Genomic DNA, 15,837 nt, shown 5'->3' on the forward strand with positions numbered 1-15,837 from the left:
CGCGTGACCGTCCCGTCGTCCGTGCGTGCTCCGGATCAGCTCGCGGGCACCACGTCCCAGTGCTCGCGGATGAGGTCGCCGTCGACCCGGAAGATGTCGGCGGCGAGGAACGGGTCGTCCGCCTTCGCGCCGACCGGCTGCGAGAAGGTCCAGACGAGGTCGTCGTCGGCGATCGAGATCACCGACTGCTGCGCCGGGAACTGCGCGCCCCCGGAGAAGAAGGCCTTGAGCGCCGCCGTGCCGTTCGCGGCGACCGTGTTGTGCTGCAGGTACGCCGGGTCGAACGAGCGGTCGAGCACGCTCGCGTCGTGATCCCGGAAGAGCGTGTCGTAGGCGCCCACGGCCAGCTGCCGGTTCGCCTCCTCCTGCTGCTCGGTCAGCTCGGGCGCGTCGGCCTCGCCCTGGTAGAGGTCGCTGAACATCGTGTTCGTGTTGCCGCTCGCGGGCGTGCCCTGCGGGATCGGCTGGTCGAACGTCCAACGCGCGGTGACCTTGCCGTCCGCGAGGCGGAAGAGGTCGACCGCGGCCTCGCCGGTGCGCTCGTCGTCGGGGTTCGACGCGACCTGCCAGTGCACGGCCACGAGGTCTCCGTCGGCGGCGATGTGCTTGATCACGGCGTGCGCGCCGGGCACCCGCTGGTGCGCCGTGGCGAACTCGTCGAGCACGCCGCTCGGGCCGGCCTTCGCCCCGACGCCGTTCGCGGTCGAGTCGGGGGCGACGGCTGCCAGCACGGCGGCCTGCGCGCCGGCGGAGGCGGGATCCGGGAACGCGTCCGTGAACAGCGTCGAGATGATGGTCGCGTTCCGGTCCTCCGTGTCCGAGTCGGCGCGGTCTGCCGTGGTGCCGCCGTCGCCCGCCGAGCCGGGGGCGGCGGTGGCGACGGCGGTGGTCGCGTCGGGGGTGGTGTCTGAGGCGGCCGAGGCCGCGCCGGGAGCGGAGCATCCGGCCAGGACGACCACTCCGGCGAGGGCGGCGGTGCCGCGGGCGAGCAGGGAGACGGGGATTCGTTGAACGCTCATGCACGTACGATGCGACCCGCGGCTGTGAGCCTCCGATGTGCATGGATGCGGCGCTCGCGCGCGTCTCCTGCTATGTCACGCGCGGGTGCGTCATCCGGTGACGACCATGCGGGGCGGCCCGCCCGCCCTATCGTCCCTCCGTTCCGAAGCCCATGCGCCGGGTCCGAGTCGCCTGGCAGGGGCCTCCTCGTTGCGCATGCGAGGGGGCTTCCCTGCGTCCGGGGCCGGGATGCTCCCGCGTGCGCGCCGCCCCGGCCGCCGTCGCCGTCGCCGTCGCCGTCGCCGGCTCCCGGGCGCACGACGAACGGCCCGGCGTCGTGGGCCGGGCCGTTCGTGGTGGTGCTGTGCCGGGGTCGAGCCCGGGTGGGTGCTACTTGGTGTTGACGGTGATCTTGGCGATGCCGACGACGAGCTGGTCGGTGACCGCGGTCGTGCCGAACGTGCTGTTCAGGAGGCTGGCGGCGTCGGGGCTGACCTTGACCGTGGTGCCCTCGAGGACGGCGTTGTCGCCCTCCATGGCGAGGGGCTTCAGGGTCGTGCCGTCGAGGTTGAAGATGTAGACGTCCTTCATGACCTCGCCGTCGCCGACCTGGACCGAGCCCGTGAGGCGGCTGGTGCCGGGGTCGATGACGAAGTCGGTGAGCTTCACGACGGTGGAGCCGGCGGTGAGGCTGATGCCGGAGCCGGAGTGGTCGATCTCGCCCTGGACGTAGGGGCGGTAGGACTGCTCGGGGTCGAAGTACTTCACGTTGCCGCCGGTGATGGGGAACGCGAGGGTGCCGGTGGCGCCGTCGAGGGTCGCGGTGCCGATGACGCCGGGGGTCAGGCCCAGGGTCGTGAGGGCGCCGGTGAAGCCGGAGTCGAGGGTGACCTGGGTGTCGACGCCGGTCAGGGTCGGGATCGTCGCGAGCGGCGTGGGGTTGGCCTCGGTCGTCGCGGTCGCGGCGGGTGTGGAGGAGGTCGAGGACGAGGGGGTCTCGGCGGGGGTCGAGCAGGCCGCGAGGCCGACGACGAGGAAGCCCGCGGTGGCGAGGCCGAAGACGGACTTGGTGAGGTTGCGCATGATGGATCCTTCTCATTTCAGGGCGGCCGACGTGGTCGCCGGTTGGAGTCGGATGGTGCTTCGGTGCCCGTCGCCGGGCCGATGGGTCCCGTGATGCTTTCGTGACCCTGGGCGTCTGATCCGCGGCCGTCGCGGCCGTCGCGGCGCCGAGCGCGAGCCGCGAGGGTCAGCGCTGGATGCCCGGGCGCTGGTTGCCGTCGACCCGGAGGGTCACGGATCCGGTGGCGCCCTGCCCGGTGGTCGGCGCGGAGGCGGCCAGCCGCACCGTGAGGCGCAGGTGATCCCGGCCGCCGGCCGCGAGGGCAGGGGATCCGGGCAGCGCGACGCGTCCGATGGCGGGCCGGTCGGCCACCACCGAGGTGATCGTGCCCGAGCAGGTGGCGGTGCCGGGCGCGCCGGTCCACGCGACCGTGCAGCGGTCGAACGCCACCTGGAGGCCGTCGGACGTGCTCGCGACGGCCGTGCCGCTGAGCGTGACCATGAGCTCGGACACCGTGACGGTGCCGGTGTTCGCCAGGTCCACGAGCCGCACCTGGGATTCGCCCGGCCGGAGCCCCACGACCGGGACGGTCAGCTGGTCCGCGCCGCCCCCGCCCCAGTCGAGCTCCACGGCGCCGGCCGTGACCGACGCGGTCGTGGCGGCCCGATCGCTGAAGACGGCGTACGCGGCGCCGGCGCCCGAGAGCGCGAGGGCGACGGCCATCGCCGGGACGAGCAGCGGGCGCAGGCGCGCGCCCGGTTCGCGCACGTGGCGTCCCCGGCCTCCGCGATGGCGGGCACCGCCGCTCATGCGCCCCCGCCGTCCACGGGGATGGCGGGTGCCGGTCGGCGCCAGACGATGCTGAGCGCCCAGGCCGTGACGCCCGTGCCGGCCACGGCGAAGGCGATGAGCCGGAGGGTGGGGTCGCCCATCCACACGAACGGCCAGCCCAGCACGGGCACGACGGCGCTGCGGCGCCACACGGCGTCGTCGCCGATGGTGACGATCCAGGGGTCGCCCGCCGGGTTGTTGTCGCCCTTGGTCTGGATGGCGAGGCGGTCCGCTGACCAGTCCTGGAGCTGATCCGCGTCGTCGGGGCCGAACACGCGCGTCACGCGGTGGATCACCCGGACGCGCGGGCCGAGCGGGGCCGTGAAGACGACCACGTCGCCGACCGCGACGTCCGCCCGCGGCGCCGGCTCCGTGATCGCCAGCGAGCCGACGGGCATGCCGGGCGCCATCGAGTTCGAGAGCACGGGCACGAAGCGCGTGATGCCGAGCGCGGAGAGGGCGACCACGCCGACGACGGCGAGCACCAGGCCGACGGTCGCGATCCCGCCCAGGACGCCGAGCGCGCGCCGGAGGGGGCCGCGACGGGCGCCCCACCGGCGGGTCACGAGGCGGCCTCGCCGTCGGAGCGGTCCCGGCGCGCAGCCAGGAAGAGGATCCCGCCGCCGAGGAGGGCGAGCAGGGCCCCCGCGAGCGCGGCGAAGACATCGCGTCCCGTGACGGGGAGGAGGTCGCGGGGGACGTGGCCGGACGCGGTCGTGGATCCGCCGCACGGCGCGACGGGGGAGCCGGCCCCCGACCCGGGGACGGGGACCGCGCCGGCGTCGTCGGCGAGCGCGAAGCTCACCCGCAGCATGCCGGATGCGCGCTCCATGGCGTTGTCCGCCTCGGCGGGGAAGCGGATGCGCACGAGGATCCCGACGGTCTCGCCGGGCGCGAGGGGAGCTGTGGTGTCGACGTGGCCGAGCGTCGCGGCGGGGCCGGAGCCGAGGCGGTCGAGGGAGCCGGGGCAGCTCATCCAGGCGGGCGCGGGGTCGAAGCCGCCGTCGCAGAGGCGCACGTCGAGCTGGACGCCGCTCCGCGGATCGCCCGTCAGGACCATCGACCGCATGGCGTCGAGGCGCACGGTGAGCGGGCTCCCGTCGCCGGAGACGTTGGTGACGTCGGCGGCCCAGTCGATGGTGTCGCCGGGGGCGAGCCCGGAGAGCGGGATGTCGGGGTCCGTCCGCTCGACCACCTCGAGGGTGCCGTCGGCCGGGGCGAGAGGGGGCGTGACGTCCCACGGGGACGCCGGGGCGGCGGGCGGCGCGGCGGCGGCGGGGGATCCGGATGCCGGCGACGCGGTGGCGAGGGCGAGGCAGAGCGCGACGGTGCCGGTGCCGGTGCCGGTGCGTGCGCGCATGGTCGGGTCCTCGGGTGATGCGGTGCTGGGTGATGCTGGGCGGGTGATGCGGTGCTGGGTGGTGCGGGGACGTGCGGGCCGATCGGGCCCCGGCGCGTGCCGGGGCCCGATCGGACCCGGTCAGCGCTGCAGGCCGCCGCGCTGGATCGCGGCCGCCGTGAAGGTGAGCTGCGCGGACGCGTTCTCGTAGTCGCTGTCGGCGCCGGTCGGCAGCTGCAGCACCATCAGCGTGTTGAGCGTCACGTCGGCCGTGTCGCTCGGGAACGTGCCGTCGGCCGTGGGCGTGAGGCCGAAGGCCGCCGGCGTGAGCGTGGTGGAGTTGCCCGCGCCCGTGATGGAGGCGAGCGTGCCGCTGCCCGTCGTCTGCGTCGTCCCGCCGCACGTGTACGGACCCGCCGGCGTGGTCGTCGGGCCGGCCGTCCAGGTGCCGCCGACGCAGGTCAGCAGGCTGTAGGTGAGCCCGTCCGTGCCCGTGACGATCGACTCGCCCGCGCCGGGGACGTTCGGGTCGTCCGTCCCGACCGTCTGGCCGGTCACGGCGTACGACAGCTGGATCGACTGCACCAGGTTGCCGTCGTTCGTGGCGTTCGGCAGCTCGATCAGGATCGGGCGCTGCACGGTGTCGCCCGGCGCGATGTCCGCGACGGTGTAGCTGCCGGTCGCGGCGATGTCGAGCTGGCCCGCGTCGACGCCGAGCGTCGTCGAGGCCGAGTCGGTGAAGATGGCGAACGCCCCGCCGGCGAGGGCCCCGCCTCCCGCGATGATCGCGACGGTGGCGACGATCTTCTTCCAGGGGCGGCGCGTCTCGGCTGCTGTGGTGGTGCTCATGGTGGTGCTTCCTCTCGATGGGTCGTGCGATGCGATGCGTGCGGTGGTGCGGTGGGTGGTGCGGTGCTGTCGGCGGATCTGGTCGGATGGCCCGGTGCCGGGCGGCGGATGCGGCCTGGGGGGTCGTGGCGCGGGCATCAGCAGCCCACCGCGGAGACGGTCGCCGGCTGGGCGACGGCGAGGGAGGGCGCGCTCGGGATGCCGACCCAGCGCTGCAGGTCGGGCCGGACGCGCCACTGGTAGGAGCGGGACTCGCCGAGACGGTCGTCCGAGAACGACGTCACGGTGCCGTCGAGGCGGGCGACGGTGATCCAGGCGCCGGGCGTCGTTCCCGCGACGCGCCGCTCGACGAGCTGGTCGGTGGCGCCCGGGACCGCGGTCCAGGCGAGCGCCGTGACCGGGCGGCCGGCGACGCAGCCGGCGATCGCGCCGGTGACGGTCGTCGAGCTCGTCCAGGTGCCGGTGGAGGCGCCGAGGCTGGCGTCGTCCCGGTGCGTGAAGCCGCGGGGCACGAGCGGGGCGGGATCCAGGAACACCGTGATGGTGGAGGACGCGGCGATCCCGGTGCCGGGCGCCGCCGGACGGTCGGTGATCGCGTAGGCGACGACGGAGGATCCCGGCGTCCCCGTGGCCGGCGGCTGGTAGGTGCACAGAACGGCCGTGCAGCCGAAGGACCCGGGCAGCGCGGCGGGCGGGGTGGCGCCGGTGATGGCGAGGGAGTCGCCGTCGACGTCGGTGTCGTTCGCGCGCGGGTCGATGGTCACGGCCGGCCCGCCGATCGTCGCCACCAGCCGGTCGGCCCGGGCGACGGCGGGGCGGTTGACGGCCGTGACCGTGATCGTGACCCGCACGTTCCACGTGCCCACGCCGCTCTGCAGCGCGTAGTCGAAGACGTCGACGCCCGTGAAGCCCTCGGCGGACCGGTAGGTGCACTTGCCGCGATCCGTGCCGCTCGCGACGCACGTGGCGCTGCCGGCCGTCGGCGACGCCGGCACGGGACCCGCGGCGCCGCCGACGAGGGCGGGCGTCGCCGAGAGCTGCGCTCGGCTGAGGGTCGCGCCCGTCGCGGCGCGTCCGTCGTTGGCGAGCACGTCGATCACCACGGGCACACCCTGCGGCGTCGTCGCGGCGTCGGGCAGCGGGTCGGCGACGGCGAGGACGGTCGCCGTCGCGGTGCCGCTGACCTGCCCGGTCGGCGCGGTCGCGGTCGCCGTCGCGGTGTTGACGATGGATCCGGCCGCCACGTCCGCGGTCGTGGCCGTGTACGTGGCGGTCGCCGTGACGACCTGGCCGGGCGCGAGCGTGCCCGCGGTCCCGGGCCACGTGTAGGCGAGCGCGGAGACGCCGGTGCGCGGATCCGCGATGGAGACGCTCGTGAGCGTCGTCGACCCGGTGTTCTGCAGCCGGAACGCGTACGTGACGACGCCGCCCGCCGCCGGCACGTTGCCGGGCGTCGCGGTCTTCGTGAAGGCGAGGGTCGCCGTGCGGTCGAGGGTCAGCGTGCGGGTTGCTGTGGCCTGCGCCTGGGTGCCGCCCGAGCTCGCGCCGCGCACGGTCGCGGTGTTCGCGATCTGCCCCGCGTCGACGTCGGCCTGCCGCACCGTGTAGCTCGCCGTCGCCGTGGCGGTGGCGCCTGCGGCGAGGGTCCCGGCCGTGCCCGGCCACGTGTACGTCACGGCCGACAGCCCGGGCAGCGGGTCCGTGAGCGCCACCCCGGTCAGCGGCACCGTGCCGGTGTTCGTGATGGAGAAGGCGTACGCGACCGTCGAGCCGGCCTTCGATCCGCCCGTGAGCGTCGCGCCCTTGGTGAGCGTGAGGGCCGCGGATGCGTTGACGGGCGTGCTCGTCGACGAGCTCGCGGTCGGGGCGGGCACGTTGGCGAAGGTCTGGCCGGAGACGGTGGCGGTGTTCACGATCGGCGTCGCGGCGTTCACGTCGGCCTGCGTCACGGTGTACGCCGTGGAGGTGAAGGTCTGCGAGGCGCCGGGCGCGAGGGTCACGGAGGCGGGGCTGATCCCGGTGACGCGCGGATCCGCGACCGCCACCTGCCGCAGCGACACGTTCCCGGCGTTGCGCGCGACGAACGAGTAGGCGATCCGCTCGCCGACGTCCGCCTTGCCGTTGCCGTTGGAGTCGGTGAGCGCGCCCGTCTTCGTGAGCGCGAGCGCGGGGGCGGGGGCCGCGATCGGCACCGTGACGGAGCTCGTGTTGCTCGTCACGCCCGCGAGCAGCGTGTTGACGCCGGTCGCGGTCGCGGTGTTCGTGAGCGTGGCGTTCACGGCCTCCGCGGGCGTCACGACGTGGATCCCCGTGCAGGTGATGGATCTGCCGCCGATGAACAGGCCAAGCCCGAGCAGGCCGCCCGGGCAGGAGACCGACGAGACCAGGGGATCGTTCACGGCGAGGTTCGAGAGCGTGAGCCCGCCGGTGTTGGTCAACACGAACTGGTAGCGGATCTCCTGCCCCTCGCCGTAGGCCGCCAGCTGCGCGGTCGACCGGTCGATCTGCTTCACGAGGGTGAGGGTCGTGAGGTTGTCGAGGCTCGAGACGCTCACCTCGCGGATCAGGTGCGTGTCCCTGAACGTGCCCGTGGAGGCGAGGTAGCCGAACTTGTAGGAGGAGGGGGCGGGGGTCGTCATCGTGTACTGCAGGACCTGCGTGAGGGAGGCGGTGGATGCGCCGGCCGCCGCGCCCATGTAGACGGTGACGACGGGGAGCCGCGCCGACGAGACCGTGATGCGGATGGTCCGGCCGAGGTCCGTGGTGGGGGTGCTCAGGGTGGTGGTCGCGCGCAGGCTCGTCGCGGGCGAGACGCCCGTCAGGTAGCAGTAGCCCGCGAGGCCCGTGCCGGGTCCGCGCAGCGCGATCGCGTTCGGACGCTGGCCGACGCCGGCGCTCGGGGTGGTGCAGCCCGTGCCGCGGCCCTCGGTGGGGCTCGAGAAGTTGCCGAACGCGTCGAGGCCGACGCCGAGGTAGCCGCCCGCGACGCCGGCCGCGGTCGTGGTCTGGGCGTAGCCGAGGCCTCCGCCGGACGGGCCCGCTGCGGTGAGCGGCACGGATCCGTCGGTGAGGAAGAACCCGATGCCGTCGGCGCCGCCGGAGGAGGTGCCGTACTGGTACTGGTCGAACTTGACGTCGAGGCCGCCCGTGGCGGGGATCGCGTTGTCGTAGACCACGCCGCCGACCGCGTCGGCGCGGTTGTCGGTGAGCTGGAGGGCCCCCGGGTTCGCGCTCGCGGGCAGCGACTGGTCCCTGCTCGAGCACACGCCGATGGTCGACCCGCTCGTCGGGGCGGAGGTGGCGCGGGTGAGGCACGCGCTGCCGAGCGGCTTCCACGCGGCGTCCGCCACGGTCGTCCCGCTGAACGACTCGGCGACCAGCTGCGACGCGGCGGTCGCGGTCTGCGTGGGCAGGGTCACGAGGAGGGCGGCGGCGGCGACGGCGGCGGCGGCGAGCGCGGCCAGGCGGCGGATCCCGGGGCGGGAGCGCGCGCCGGACGCGACCGGACCCGGTGCGGCGGCATGGCGCGCACGCGTACCCACCACTTCGACCACTCCCTGGAGACCACGTCCTCGTCAAGGGCGTCCCGAGGCCCCCCGGCCTCGCGTCGGCAACGCTAAATCAGCAGGTCGACCCGGGAAAAGAGACCCAGTAGCGATCTAGGTGAACCAGTAGCCCCCGTCTCGGTCCTCCGGCCCCCCGGCCGGGGCACACCGCCTCCGCGGGAGCGGTCCGCCACCCGCGGATCCTGTGAGTTGAGCCGACATCGCTCAACTCCTGCGGCCGCGACTTGACGCTCGCCGACGTCCGGGTAGAGTTGAGTCATCGCGGCTCAAGTAGCACGCCGCTGACGAAGCGGCACCGCGAGACAGACTCCGCGGGACACCCGCGTCACCACACGAAGCGACCCCCGTGATCCGGGCGCCGCGGCAACAGAAGGAGAACACCCCATGGCTCGTGCAGTAGGAATCGACCTGGGTACCACCAACTCGGTGGTCTCGGTCCTGGAGGGCGGAGAGCCCACCGTCATCGCCAACGCCGAGGGCGCGCGGACCACGCCGTCCGTCGTCGCGTTCACCAAGGACGGCGAGGTGCTGGTCGGCGAGACCGCCAAGCGCCAGAACGTCACCAACGTCGACCGCACTATCTCGTCGGTCAAGCGCCACATGGGCACCGACTGGACCGTCGGCATCGACGACAGGAAGTACACGTCGCAGGAGCTGTCGGCCCGCATCCTCGGCAAGCTCAAGCGCGACGCCGAGCAGTACCTGGGCGACTCGGTCACCGACGCGGTCATCACCGTCCCCGCGTACTTCAACGACGCCGAGCGCCAGGCCACGAAGGAGGCCGGCGAGATCGCGGGCCTCAACGTGCTCCGCATCATCAACGAGCCCACCGCGGCCGCCCTCGCCTACGGCCTCGACCGGGGCAAGGAGGACGAGCTCATCCTCGTCTTCGACCTCGGTGGCGGCACGTTCGACGTCTCCCTCCTCGAGGTGGGCAAGGACGACGACTTCAGCACCATCCAGGTCCGCTCCACCGCGGGCGACAACCGCCTCGGCGGCGACGACTGGGACCAGCGCATCGTCGACCACCTCGTCAAGCGCTTCAAGGAGTCGACGGGCGTCGACGTCTCGAACGACAAGATCGCCAAGCAGCGCCTCAAGGAGGCCGCTGAGCAGGCGAAGAAGGAGCTCAGCTCCTCCACCAGCACCTCGATCCAGCTCCCGTACCTCTCCCTCACGGAGAACGGCCCGGCCAACCTCGACGAGACGCTGACCCGCGCCAAGTTCGAGGAGCTCACGAACGACCTGCTCGAGCGCACCCGCAAGCCCTTCGAGGACGTCATCCGCGAGGCCGGCGTCTCGGTCGGCGACGTGGCCCACGTGGTCCTCGTCGGCGGATCCACCCGCATGCCCGCCGTGGTCGACCTCGTGAAGAAGCTCACGGGCGGCAAGGAGCCCAACAAGGGCGTCAACCCGGACGAGGTCGTCGCCGTCGGCGCCGCGCTCCAGGCCGGCGTGCTGAAGGGCGAGCGCAAGGACGTCCTCCTCATCGACGTCACCCCCCTGAGCCTCGGCATCGAGACCAAGGGCGGCATCATGACCAAGCTCATCGAGCGCAACACGGCCATCCCGACCAAGCGCAGCGAGACCTTCACCACGGCGGACGACAACCAGCCGTCCGTCGCGATCCAGGTCTTCCAGGGCGAGCGCGAGTTCACCCGCGACAACAAGAACCTCGGCACCTTCGAGCTCACCGGCATCGCGCCGGCGCCCCGCGGGATCCCGCAGGTCGAGGTCACCTTCGACATCGACGCCAACGGCATCGTGCACGTGTCCGCCAAGGACAAGGGCACCGGCAAGGAGCAGTCGATGACCATCACGGGCGGATCCTCGCTCGCGAAGGAGGACATCGAGCGCATGGTGCGCGAGGCCGAGGAGCACGCGGCGGAGGACAAGACGCGCCGCGAGCAGGCCGAGGTCCGCAACAACGCGGAGCAGCTCGCCTACTCGATCGACAAGCTCATCAAGGAGAACGACGACAAGCTGCCCGAGGACGTCAAGTCCGAGGTCCAGGGCGACGTCGACGGCCTGAAGAGCGCCCTCGCCGGCGACGACGAGGCCGCGGTCAAGACCGCGTTCGACAAGCTGTCCGCGAGCCAGACCAAGCTCGGCGAGGCCATCTACGCGCAGGGCCAGCAGGAGCAGGCCGCGGGCGAGACCCCCGAGGGCGCGCCCGAGGCGAAGAAGGACGACGAGGACATCGTCGACGCCGAGGTCGTGGACGAGGACGACGAGGACAAGAAGACCGACCGATGACCGAGGACACCGCGAACGGCGAGGGCCGCGTGCCCGAGGACGAGGGAGCCGAGCAGTCGGTCCCCGCGTCCTCGGACGGACCTGACGCCACGGCGGACGAGGCGGCCGACCAGGCCTCCGTCCCCGGCGAGGACGGCGCGTTCGTCGAGGCCGAGGGCCCCGACGTCGAGACGACCGACGCCATGGACGAGGAGCTGCAGGACCTCATCGAGCAGACCCGGGCGGAGCCCGTCGAGGGCGACTCGGAGCACCTCGCGGACCTGAAGCGCGTCACCGCCGAGTACGCCAACTACCGCAAGCGCACCGAGGCCAACCGCGAGATCGAGCGCCAGCGCGCGGTCGGCGACGTGGTCAAGGGCATCCTCCCGGTGCTCGACGACCTCGACCGCGCCGAGAAGCACGGCGACCTCGCGGAGGGCGGACCGCTCACCGCGATCGTCGCCAAGCTGCGGACGAACGTGGAGCGCATCGGGCTGGTCAAGGTGGGCGCCGTCGGCGACGCCTTCGACCCGCAGGTGCACGAGGCGATCTTCCAGAAGCCGAACCCCGAGGTCCAGGTGGACACCGTGGCGGACGTCGTCGAGAGTGGCTACTACATCGGCGAGACGCTGCTGCGGGCCGCGAAGGTCGTCGTCGACAAGCCGGAGTAGCGCCATCAACCGCAGCATCGATCCGGCTGCACCCACCCCGGTCCGGGCGTCCGCACGCGCGGGCGCCCGGACCGGGGTGTGCGGCCCCCACCACGAGACGAAGAAGAAGGGAGGCGTCTGATGGCCAGCCAGGACTGGTTCGACAAGGACTTCTACAAGGTCCTCGGAGTGTCCAAGGACGTCTCGGAGGCCGACCTCAAGAAGGCCTACCGCAAGCTCGCGCGGCAGTACCACCCGGACAGCAACCCGGATCCGTCGGCCGAGGCGCGCTTCAAGGAGATCAGCGAGGCGCACGCCGTGCTGGCCGACAAGGAGCAGCGCCGCGAGTACGACCAGATGCGGGCCATGGGATCCGGCGCGCGCTTCACCGCACCGGGTGCCGGCGGCGGACAGGCGGGTGGGTTCGAGGACGTGTTCGGCGGCATGTTCGGCCAGCAGGCCGGCGGCCGCGGGCGGCGCACGGCCGGGTTCGGTTCCGGCCAGCCGCAGTACAGCCAGGGCGGGTTCGAGGACATCCTCGGCGGCATGTTCGGCAACGGCGGCTTCGGCCAGTCGACCGGCGGCTACCGGGGCTATGGCGCGCCCACCAAGGGCCGCGACGTCACCGCGACCACCACGATCGACTTCCTCACCGCGGTGCAGGGCGACGTCGTGCGCCTGCAGGACTCCGACGGCCGGCCCCTCACGGTGCGCGTGCCGGCCGGGGTCTCCGACGGGCAGAAGATCCGCCTCGCCGGGAAGGGCGAGCCGTCGGGCGACGGCGGCGCGTCGGGGGACATCATCCTCACGGTCCACGTGCGATCGCACCCTGTGTTCGAGCGCGACGGGCTGAACCTCCGGGTCAACGTCCCCGTCACCTTCCCCGAGGCCGCGCTCGGCGCGACCATCGAGGTGCCCACGCTCGGCGGCGACCCGGTGCGGCTGAAGGTCGCGCCCGGCACGTCCAGCGGGAAGGTGCTGCGCGTCAAGGGCCGCGGCGTCACGACCCCGAAGGGCACGGGCGACCTGCTCGCGCGCATCGAGGTCGCGGTGCCGTCGCGCCTCACCGACGCCCAGCGCGTGGCGCTCGACGCGTTCGCCAGCTCGGGCCCGGGCGAGGACCCGCGCCGCGAGCTCATCGAGCGGGCCAGGAGCTGACGTGGATCCCCGCGACACGATGGACGAGGACGCCCCCGTCTTCGTGATCTCCGTGGCGGCCGAGCTGTCGGGCATGCACCCGCAGACGCTCCGGCAGTACGACCGCCTCGGACTCGTGTCGCCCACCCGCACCGCCGGGCGGAGCCGCCGCTACTCGATGCGCGACATCGTGCAGCTGCGGGAGGTCGCCCGGCTGGGCGGGGAGGGCGTGAGCCTGGAGGGCATCGCGCGGATCCTCGAGCTCGAGAACCAGGTGACGGAGCTCCGCGGCCGCGTGCGCCAGCTGGAGTCGGCGCTCGCCGACGAGCTGCTGTCGCGGCCCGGCCGCCGCGTGTTCGCGGCACGCGGCGACGGCGACGTGGTGTCGCTGCGCGCGGGCGTGCGTCCGTCCCGGCCCACCGAGGTCGTGCTGTACCGGGCGGCGCTCGCCATGCCCGGCGACGACCGCGACGGCTCCGGGCGCGACGCGCGGTGAGCGACGCTCGCGACTCCGCATCCGCCGCCGACGACCTGCTCGACCTCGGCGCGCTCCGCCGCCGCCCGGACGTCGAGGCCGAGAACCTCTTCGCCGTGGACGCCGCCGACCGGTTGCTCCTCGACGAGCTGGTCGCGCTGCTCGCCGCCGCGGCCGACGCGGGCCGCCCGGTGCGGCCCGAGGAGCTCGTCGTGATCGGCGACCAGTACGGCGCCCTCGCGCTGGGCGCTGCCGCCGCGCTGCGTCGAGCGGGGGCGCCGGATCCCGTGCGCATCCGCGTGCACCAGGACGCCCTCGCCTCCGAGACCGCGCTCCGCCTCAACGCGGAGCTGATCGGCGAGACCGCCGAGATCGCCCACCACGGGCTGGACGACGCGCTCGCCGCGGACGCCCGCGTTGTCATCGCGCGCCTGCCCCGCAGCCTCGACGCCCTCGACGAGTGGGCCGGTGTGGTCGCGCGCGCCGCCGCCGACGACGTGACCGTGCTCGCCGGCGGCCGCGTCAAGCACATGACCCCCGCGATGACCGACGTGCTCCGCCGCCGCTTCGGCGAGGTGCACGCCACACTCGCGCGGCAGAAGTCGCGGATCCTCGTCGCGCGCGAGCCGCTCTCCGCGACCGACGCCGCCGACGCCTACCCCCGCCACGAGTCGCACCCCGACCTCGGCCTCGAGGTGCGCGCGCACGGCGCCGCGTTCGCGGGCGCCCGCATCGACATCGGAACGCGCTTCCTCCTCTCCTTCCTGCCCGACCTGCCCGCTGGCGCGACGACCGCCGTCGACCTCGGCTGCGGCACGGGCGTCATCGCGTCGGCCGTCGCGCTCGCCCGGCCGGACCTCCGCGTGATCGCGACCGACCAGTCGTGGGCGGCCGTCGACTCGGCGCGCGCGACCGTCGCCGCCAACGGGCTCGCGGACCGGGTGACCGTGGTGCGCGACGACGCCGGATCCACCGTCCCCGACGGATCCGCCGACCTCGTGCTCCTGAACCCGCCGTTCCACACGGGCGCCACCGTGCACGCGGGCCTCGCGCCGCGCCTGTTCGCCGCCGCGGCCCGCATGCTCCGCCCCGGCGGCGAGCTCTGGACGGTCTACAACAGCCCGCTCGGCTACCGGCCGCAGCTCACGCGCATCGTCGGCCCCACGCGCGAGGCGGGTCGGAACGCGAAGTTCACGGTCGCCGTCTCGACGAAGCCCGAGTCGCGGGCCTAGCCTCGGATCCACCGTGGCCGCCCGAGTCGCGCCGCTCGCCGAGGAGCCCGCATGCCCACCTTCCGCACCCGCGTCATGCAGGCCCGCGTCAACGCGACCGGGCTGCCCGTGCCGCCGGAGGCGCTCGACGAGCTGGGTGCCGGGAAGCGGCCCGCGGTCGTCGTCACCGTCGCGGGCTACACGTACCGCACGAGCGTCGGCGCGATGGGCGGACAGCACCTCATCCCGCTGAGCGCCGCGCATCGCGCCGCGTCGGGGGTCGCCGCCGACGACGAGGTCGAGGTGACCATCGAGCTCGACGCGCAGCCCCGCGAGGCCGTGATCCCGGACGAGGTCGCCGCCGCCTTCGCCGCGGAGCCCGCCCTGGCTGACGCGTTCGGCGTGCTCTCGTCGAGCAGGCAGCGCGCCCTCGTGGATCCGATCGCCGAGGCGAAGACCGCCGAGACCCGCGCGCGTCGCGTCGAGAAGGCGCTCGACGCGTTGCGCGCCTGACCCCACCGCACGCGCGGGTCGCGCGCGTCAGGCCGCCGGCGGATCCAGCACCAGCAGGTCGCCGATCTCGCACTCCAGCGCGCGGCAGACCGCGACGAGGGTCGAGTAGCGGATCGCGCGGGCGCGGTCGTTCTTCAGGATCGACAGGTTGACCTGGCTCACGCCGACGATCGCGCTCAGCCGCGTGAGCGTCATGCCGCGCGCCGCGAGCAGCTCGTCGAGGCGGCAGTGGACGCCGGTGGGGCCCTCGTCGTCCGCGCCCATCAGACCAGGCCGCGGGTGTCGCGCTGCAGGGTCTCGCCGTGCTCGACCACGAGGCCGACGATCATCAGCGCGAAGCCGAGCGCGATGGTCGACGCGTCGACCTCCGCGACGACGGGCCAGAAGCCGTCGAGCCCGTCAGCGGGGTCGTTGAGCGCGTCCCCGACCATCCAGGCCACGCCCGTGCGCGCGGCGAGCGCGAGCAGCGCCGCGATCATCACGGTGCCGCCCGCGAGCGTGACCACGAGGCTGAGGCGGCGGGCGAGCGGATCCGGCCGGAGCAGCCGGCGGGCGAGGATCGCGACCGTGCCTGCGAGCGCGATGCCCACGGCGGCGTCCAGCGCGATGCGGACGACGTGCAGCGCGACGATGCCGCCCGGCAGCTCGCCCACCGCGACCTCGGCGGTGCGGTACGCGCCCGAGCGGAGGTCGGCGGGACCGGCGTCGGCCTCGGCGGGAAGGGATCCGCGCATCTCGAGCGACGTGCTCACCACGCCGGTCCGCACGGTCTCGACCGCGCTCACGACGGCCGCCGCGGTCACCGCCAGCAGCACGAGCACGGCGATCGCGAGGGCCGCCCAGAGAATGCCGCGCGTGACGCGCGCGGACGACCCGGTGCCGGCGAGGGGTGTGCGTGCCATGGGCGTCCTATCGATCATCGTTACAACGAATGTCGATATGGTGGCACGCGGTCGGGCCCGGTGTCCA

At 73.8% G+C, this 15,837-nt stretch carries 15 protein-coding genes; 6 read left to right on the forward strand and 9 right to left on the reverse strand.

What is annotated here, in order from left to right:
- Positions 1-35: 35 nt before the first annotated feature.
- The 7 genes from FGD68_RS02545 to FGD68_RS02575 all read right to left on the reverse strand — a co-directional run bounded on the left by FGD68_RS02545 (position 36) and on the right by FGD68_RS02575 (position 8,626).
- Complete coding sequence (locus FGD68_RS02545) at positions 36-1,019, reverse strand: nuclear transport factor 2 family protein (protein ID WP_119372753.1); 984 nt, start codon at positions 1,017-1,019, stop codon at positions 36-38.
- 370 nt (positions 1,020-1,389) lie between these two features.
- Positions 1,390-2,082 carry a hypothetical protein gene (locus tag FGD68_RS02550; protein WP_104234986.1) on the reverse strand — a complete coding sequence of 231 codons (693 nt, stop codon included), beginning with the start codon at positions 2,080-2,082 and terminating at the stop codon, positions 1,390-1,392.
- A 166-nt stretch (positions 2,083-2,248) separates the two neighbouring features.
- Entirely contained in the window at positions 2,249-2,830 is a 582-nt protein-coding gene (locus FGD68_RS02555; protein ID WP_237609731.1) for a CalY family protein, read from the reverse strand.
- Positions 2,831-2,868: 38 nt separating this feature from the next.
- Positions 2,869-3,459 carry a signal peptidase I gene (locus tag FGD68_RS02560; RefSeq protein ID WP_237609732.1) on the reverse strand — a complete coding sequence of 197 codons (591 nt, stop codon included), beginning with the start codon at positions 3,457-3,459 and terminating at the stop codon, positions 2,869-2,871.
- The gene (locus tag FGD68_RS02565; protein ID WP_119373806.1) at positions 3,456-4,253 is read right to left on the reverse strand and encodes a sortase; all 798 of its coding nucleotides are present in this window, start codon (positions 4,251-4,253) and stop codon (positions 3,456-3,458) included. Before FGD68_RS02565 ends, FGD68_RS02560 begins: the two co-directional genes overlap by 4 nt.
- 120 nt (positions 4,254-4,373) lie before the next feature.
- On the reverse strand, positions 4,374-5,081 hold the full coding sequence (locus FGD68_RS02570; RefSeq protein ID WP_119373805.1) for a TasA family protein: 708 nt from the start codon (positions 5,079-5,081) through the stop codon (positions 4,374-4,376).
- Positions 5,082-5,218: 137 nt separating this feature from the next.
- On the reverse strand, positions 5,219-8,626 hold the full coding sequence (locus FGD68_RS02575) for a DUF7507 domain-containing protein (RefSeq protein ID WP_237609733.1): 3,408 nt from the start codon (positions 8,624-8,626) through the stop codon (positions 5,219-5,221).
- A gap of 405 nt (positions 8,627-9,031) precedes the next feature.
- On the opposite strand from FGD68_RS02575, the gene dnaK reads away from it, so the two are divergent.
- The 6 genes from dnaK to FGD68_RS02605 all read left to right on the forward strand — a co-directional run bounded on the left by dnaK (position 9,032) and on the right by FGD68_RS02605 (position 14,868).
- Positions 9,032-10,903 carry a molecular chaperone DnaK gene (dnaK, locus tag FGD68_RS02580; RefSeq protein ID WP_119373422.1) on the forward strand — a complete coding sequence of 624 codons (1,872 nt, stop codon included), beginning with the start codon at positions 9,032-9,034 and terminating at the stop codon, positions 10,901-10,903.
- Positions 10,900-11,553, forward strand: coding sequence for a nucleotide exchange factor GrpE (locus FGD68_RS02585; RefSeq protein WP_104237370.1), 654 nt, complete (start codon positions 10,900-10,902; stop codon positions 11,551-11,553). The genes dnaK and FGD68_RS02585 overlap by 4 nt, the downstream gene beginning before the upstream one ends.
- A 120-nt stretch (positions 11,554-11,673) precedes the next feature.
- Positions 11,674-12,690 (forward strand): DnaJ C-terminal domain-containing protein, encoded by a 1,017-nt coding sequence (locus FGD68_RS02590; protein WP_119373421.1) that lies wholly within the window; start codon positions 11,674-11,676, stop codon positions 12,688-12,690.
- A gap of 19 nt (positions 12,691-12,709) precedes the next feature.
- Positions 12,710-13,165 (forward strand): heat shock protein transcriptional repressor HspR, encoded by a 456-nt coding sequence (locus FGD68_RS02595; RefSeq protein ID WP_182480946.1) that lies wholly within the window; start codon positions 12,710-12,712, stop codon positions 13,163-13,165.
- Entirely contained in the window at positions 13,162-14,376 is a 1,215-nt protein-coding gene (locus FGD68_RS02600; protein ID WP_237609734.1) for a class I SAM-dependent methyltransferase, read from the forward strand. The genes FGD68_RS02595 and FGD68_RS02600 overlap by 4 nt, the downstream gene beginning before the upstream one ends.
- Positions 14,377-14,427: 51 nt before the next feature.
- Complete coding sequence (locus tag FGD68_RS02605; RefSeq protein WP_119373360.1) at positions 14,428-14,868, forward strand: DUF1905 domain-containing protein; 441 nt, start codon at positions 14,428-14,430, stop codon at positions 14,866-14,868.
- Between the two features lie 27 nt (positions 14,869-14,895).
- Here the strand turns inward: FGD68_RS02605 and FGD68_RS02610 are convergent, their stop codons facing one another.
- Positions 14,896-15,132: a helix-turn-helix domain-containing protein gene (locus tag FGD68_RS02610; RefSeq protein WP_182480940.1), complete on the reverse strand. Its 237-nt coding sequence runs from the start codon at positions 15,130-15,132 to the stop codon at positions 14,896-14,898.
- The gene (locus FGD68_RS02615; RefSeq protein ID WP_119373358.1) at positions 15,132-15,770 is read right to left on the reverse strand and encodes a hypothetical protein; all 639 of its coding nucleotides are present in this window, start codon (positions 15,768-15,770) and stop codon (positions 15,132-15,134) included. Before FGD68_RS02615 ends, FGD68_RS02610 begins: the two co-directional genes overlap by 1 nt.
- Positions 15,771-15,837 lie beyond the last annotated feature (67 nt).

This window comes from Clavibacter californiensis (assembly GCF_021952865.1).
GTDB lineage: Bacteria > Actinomycetota > Actinomycetes > Actinomycetales > Microbacteriaceae > Clavibacter > Clavibacter californiensis.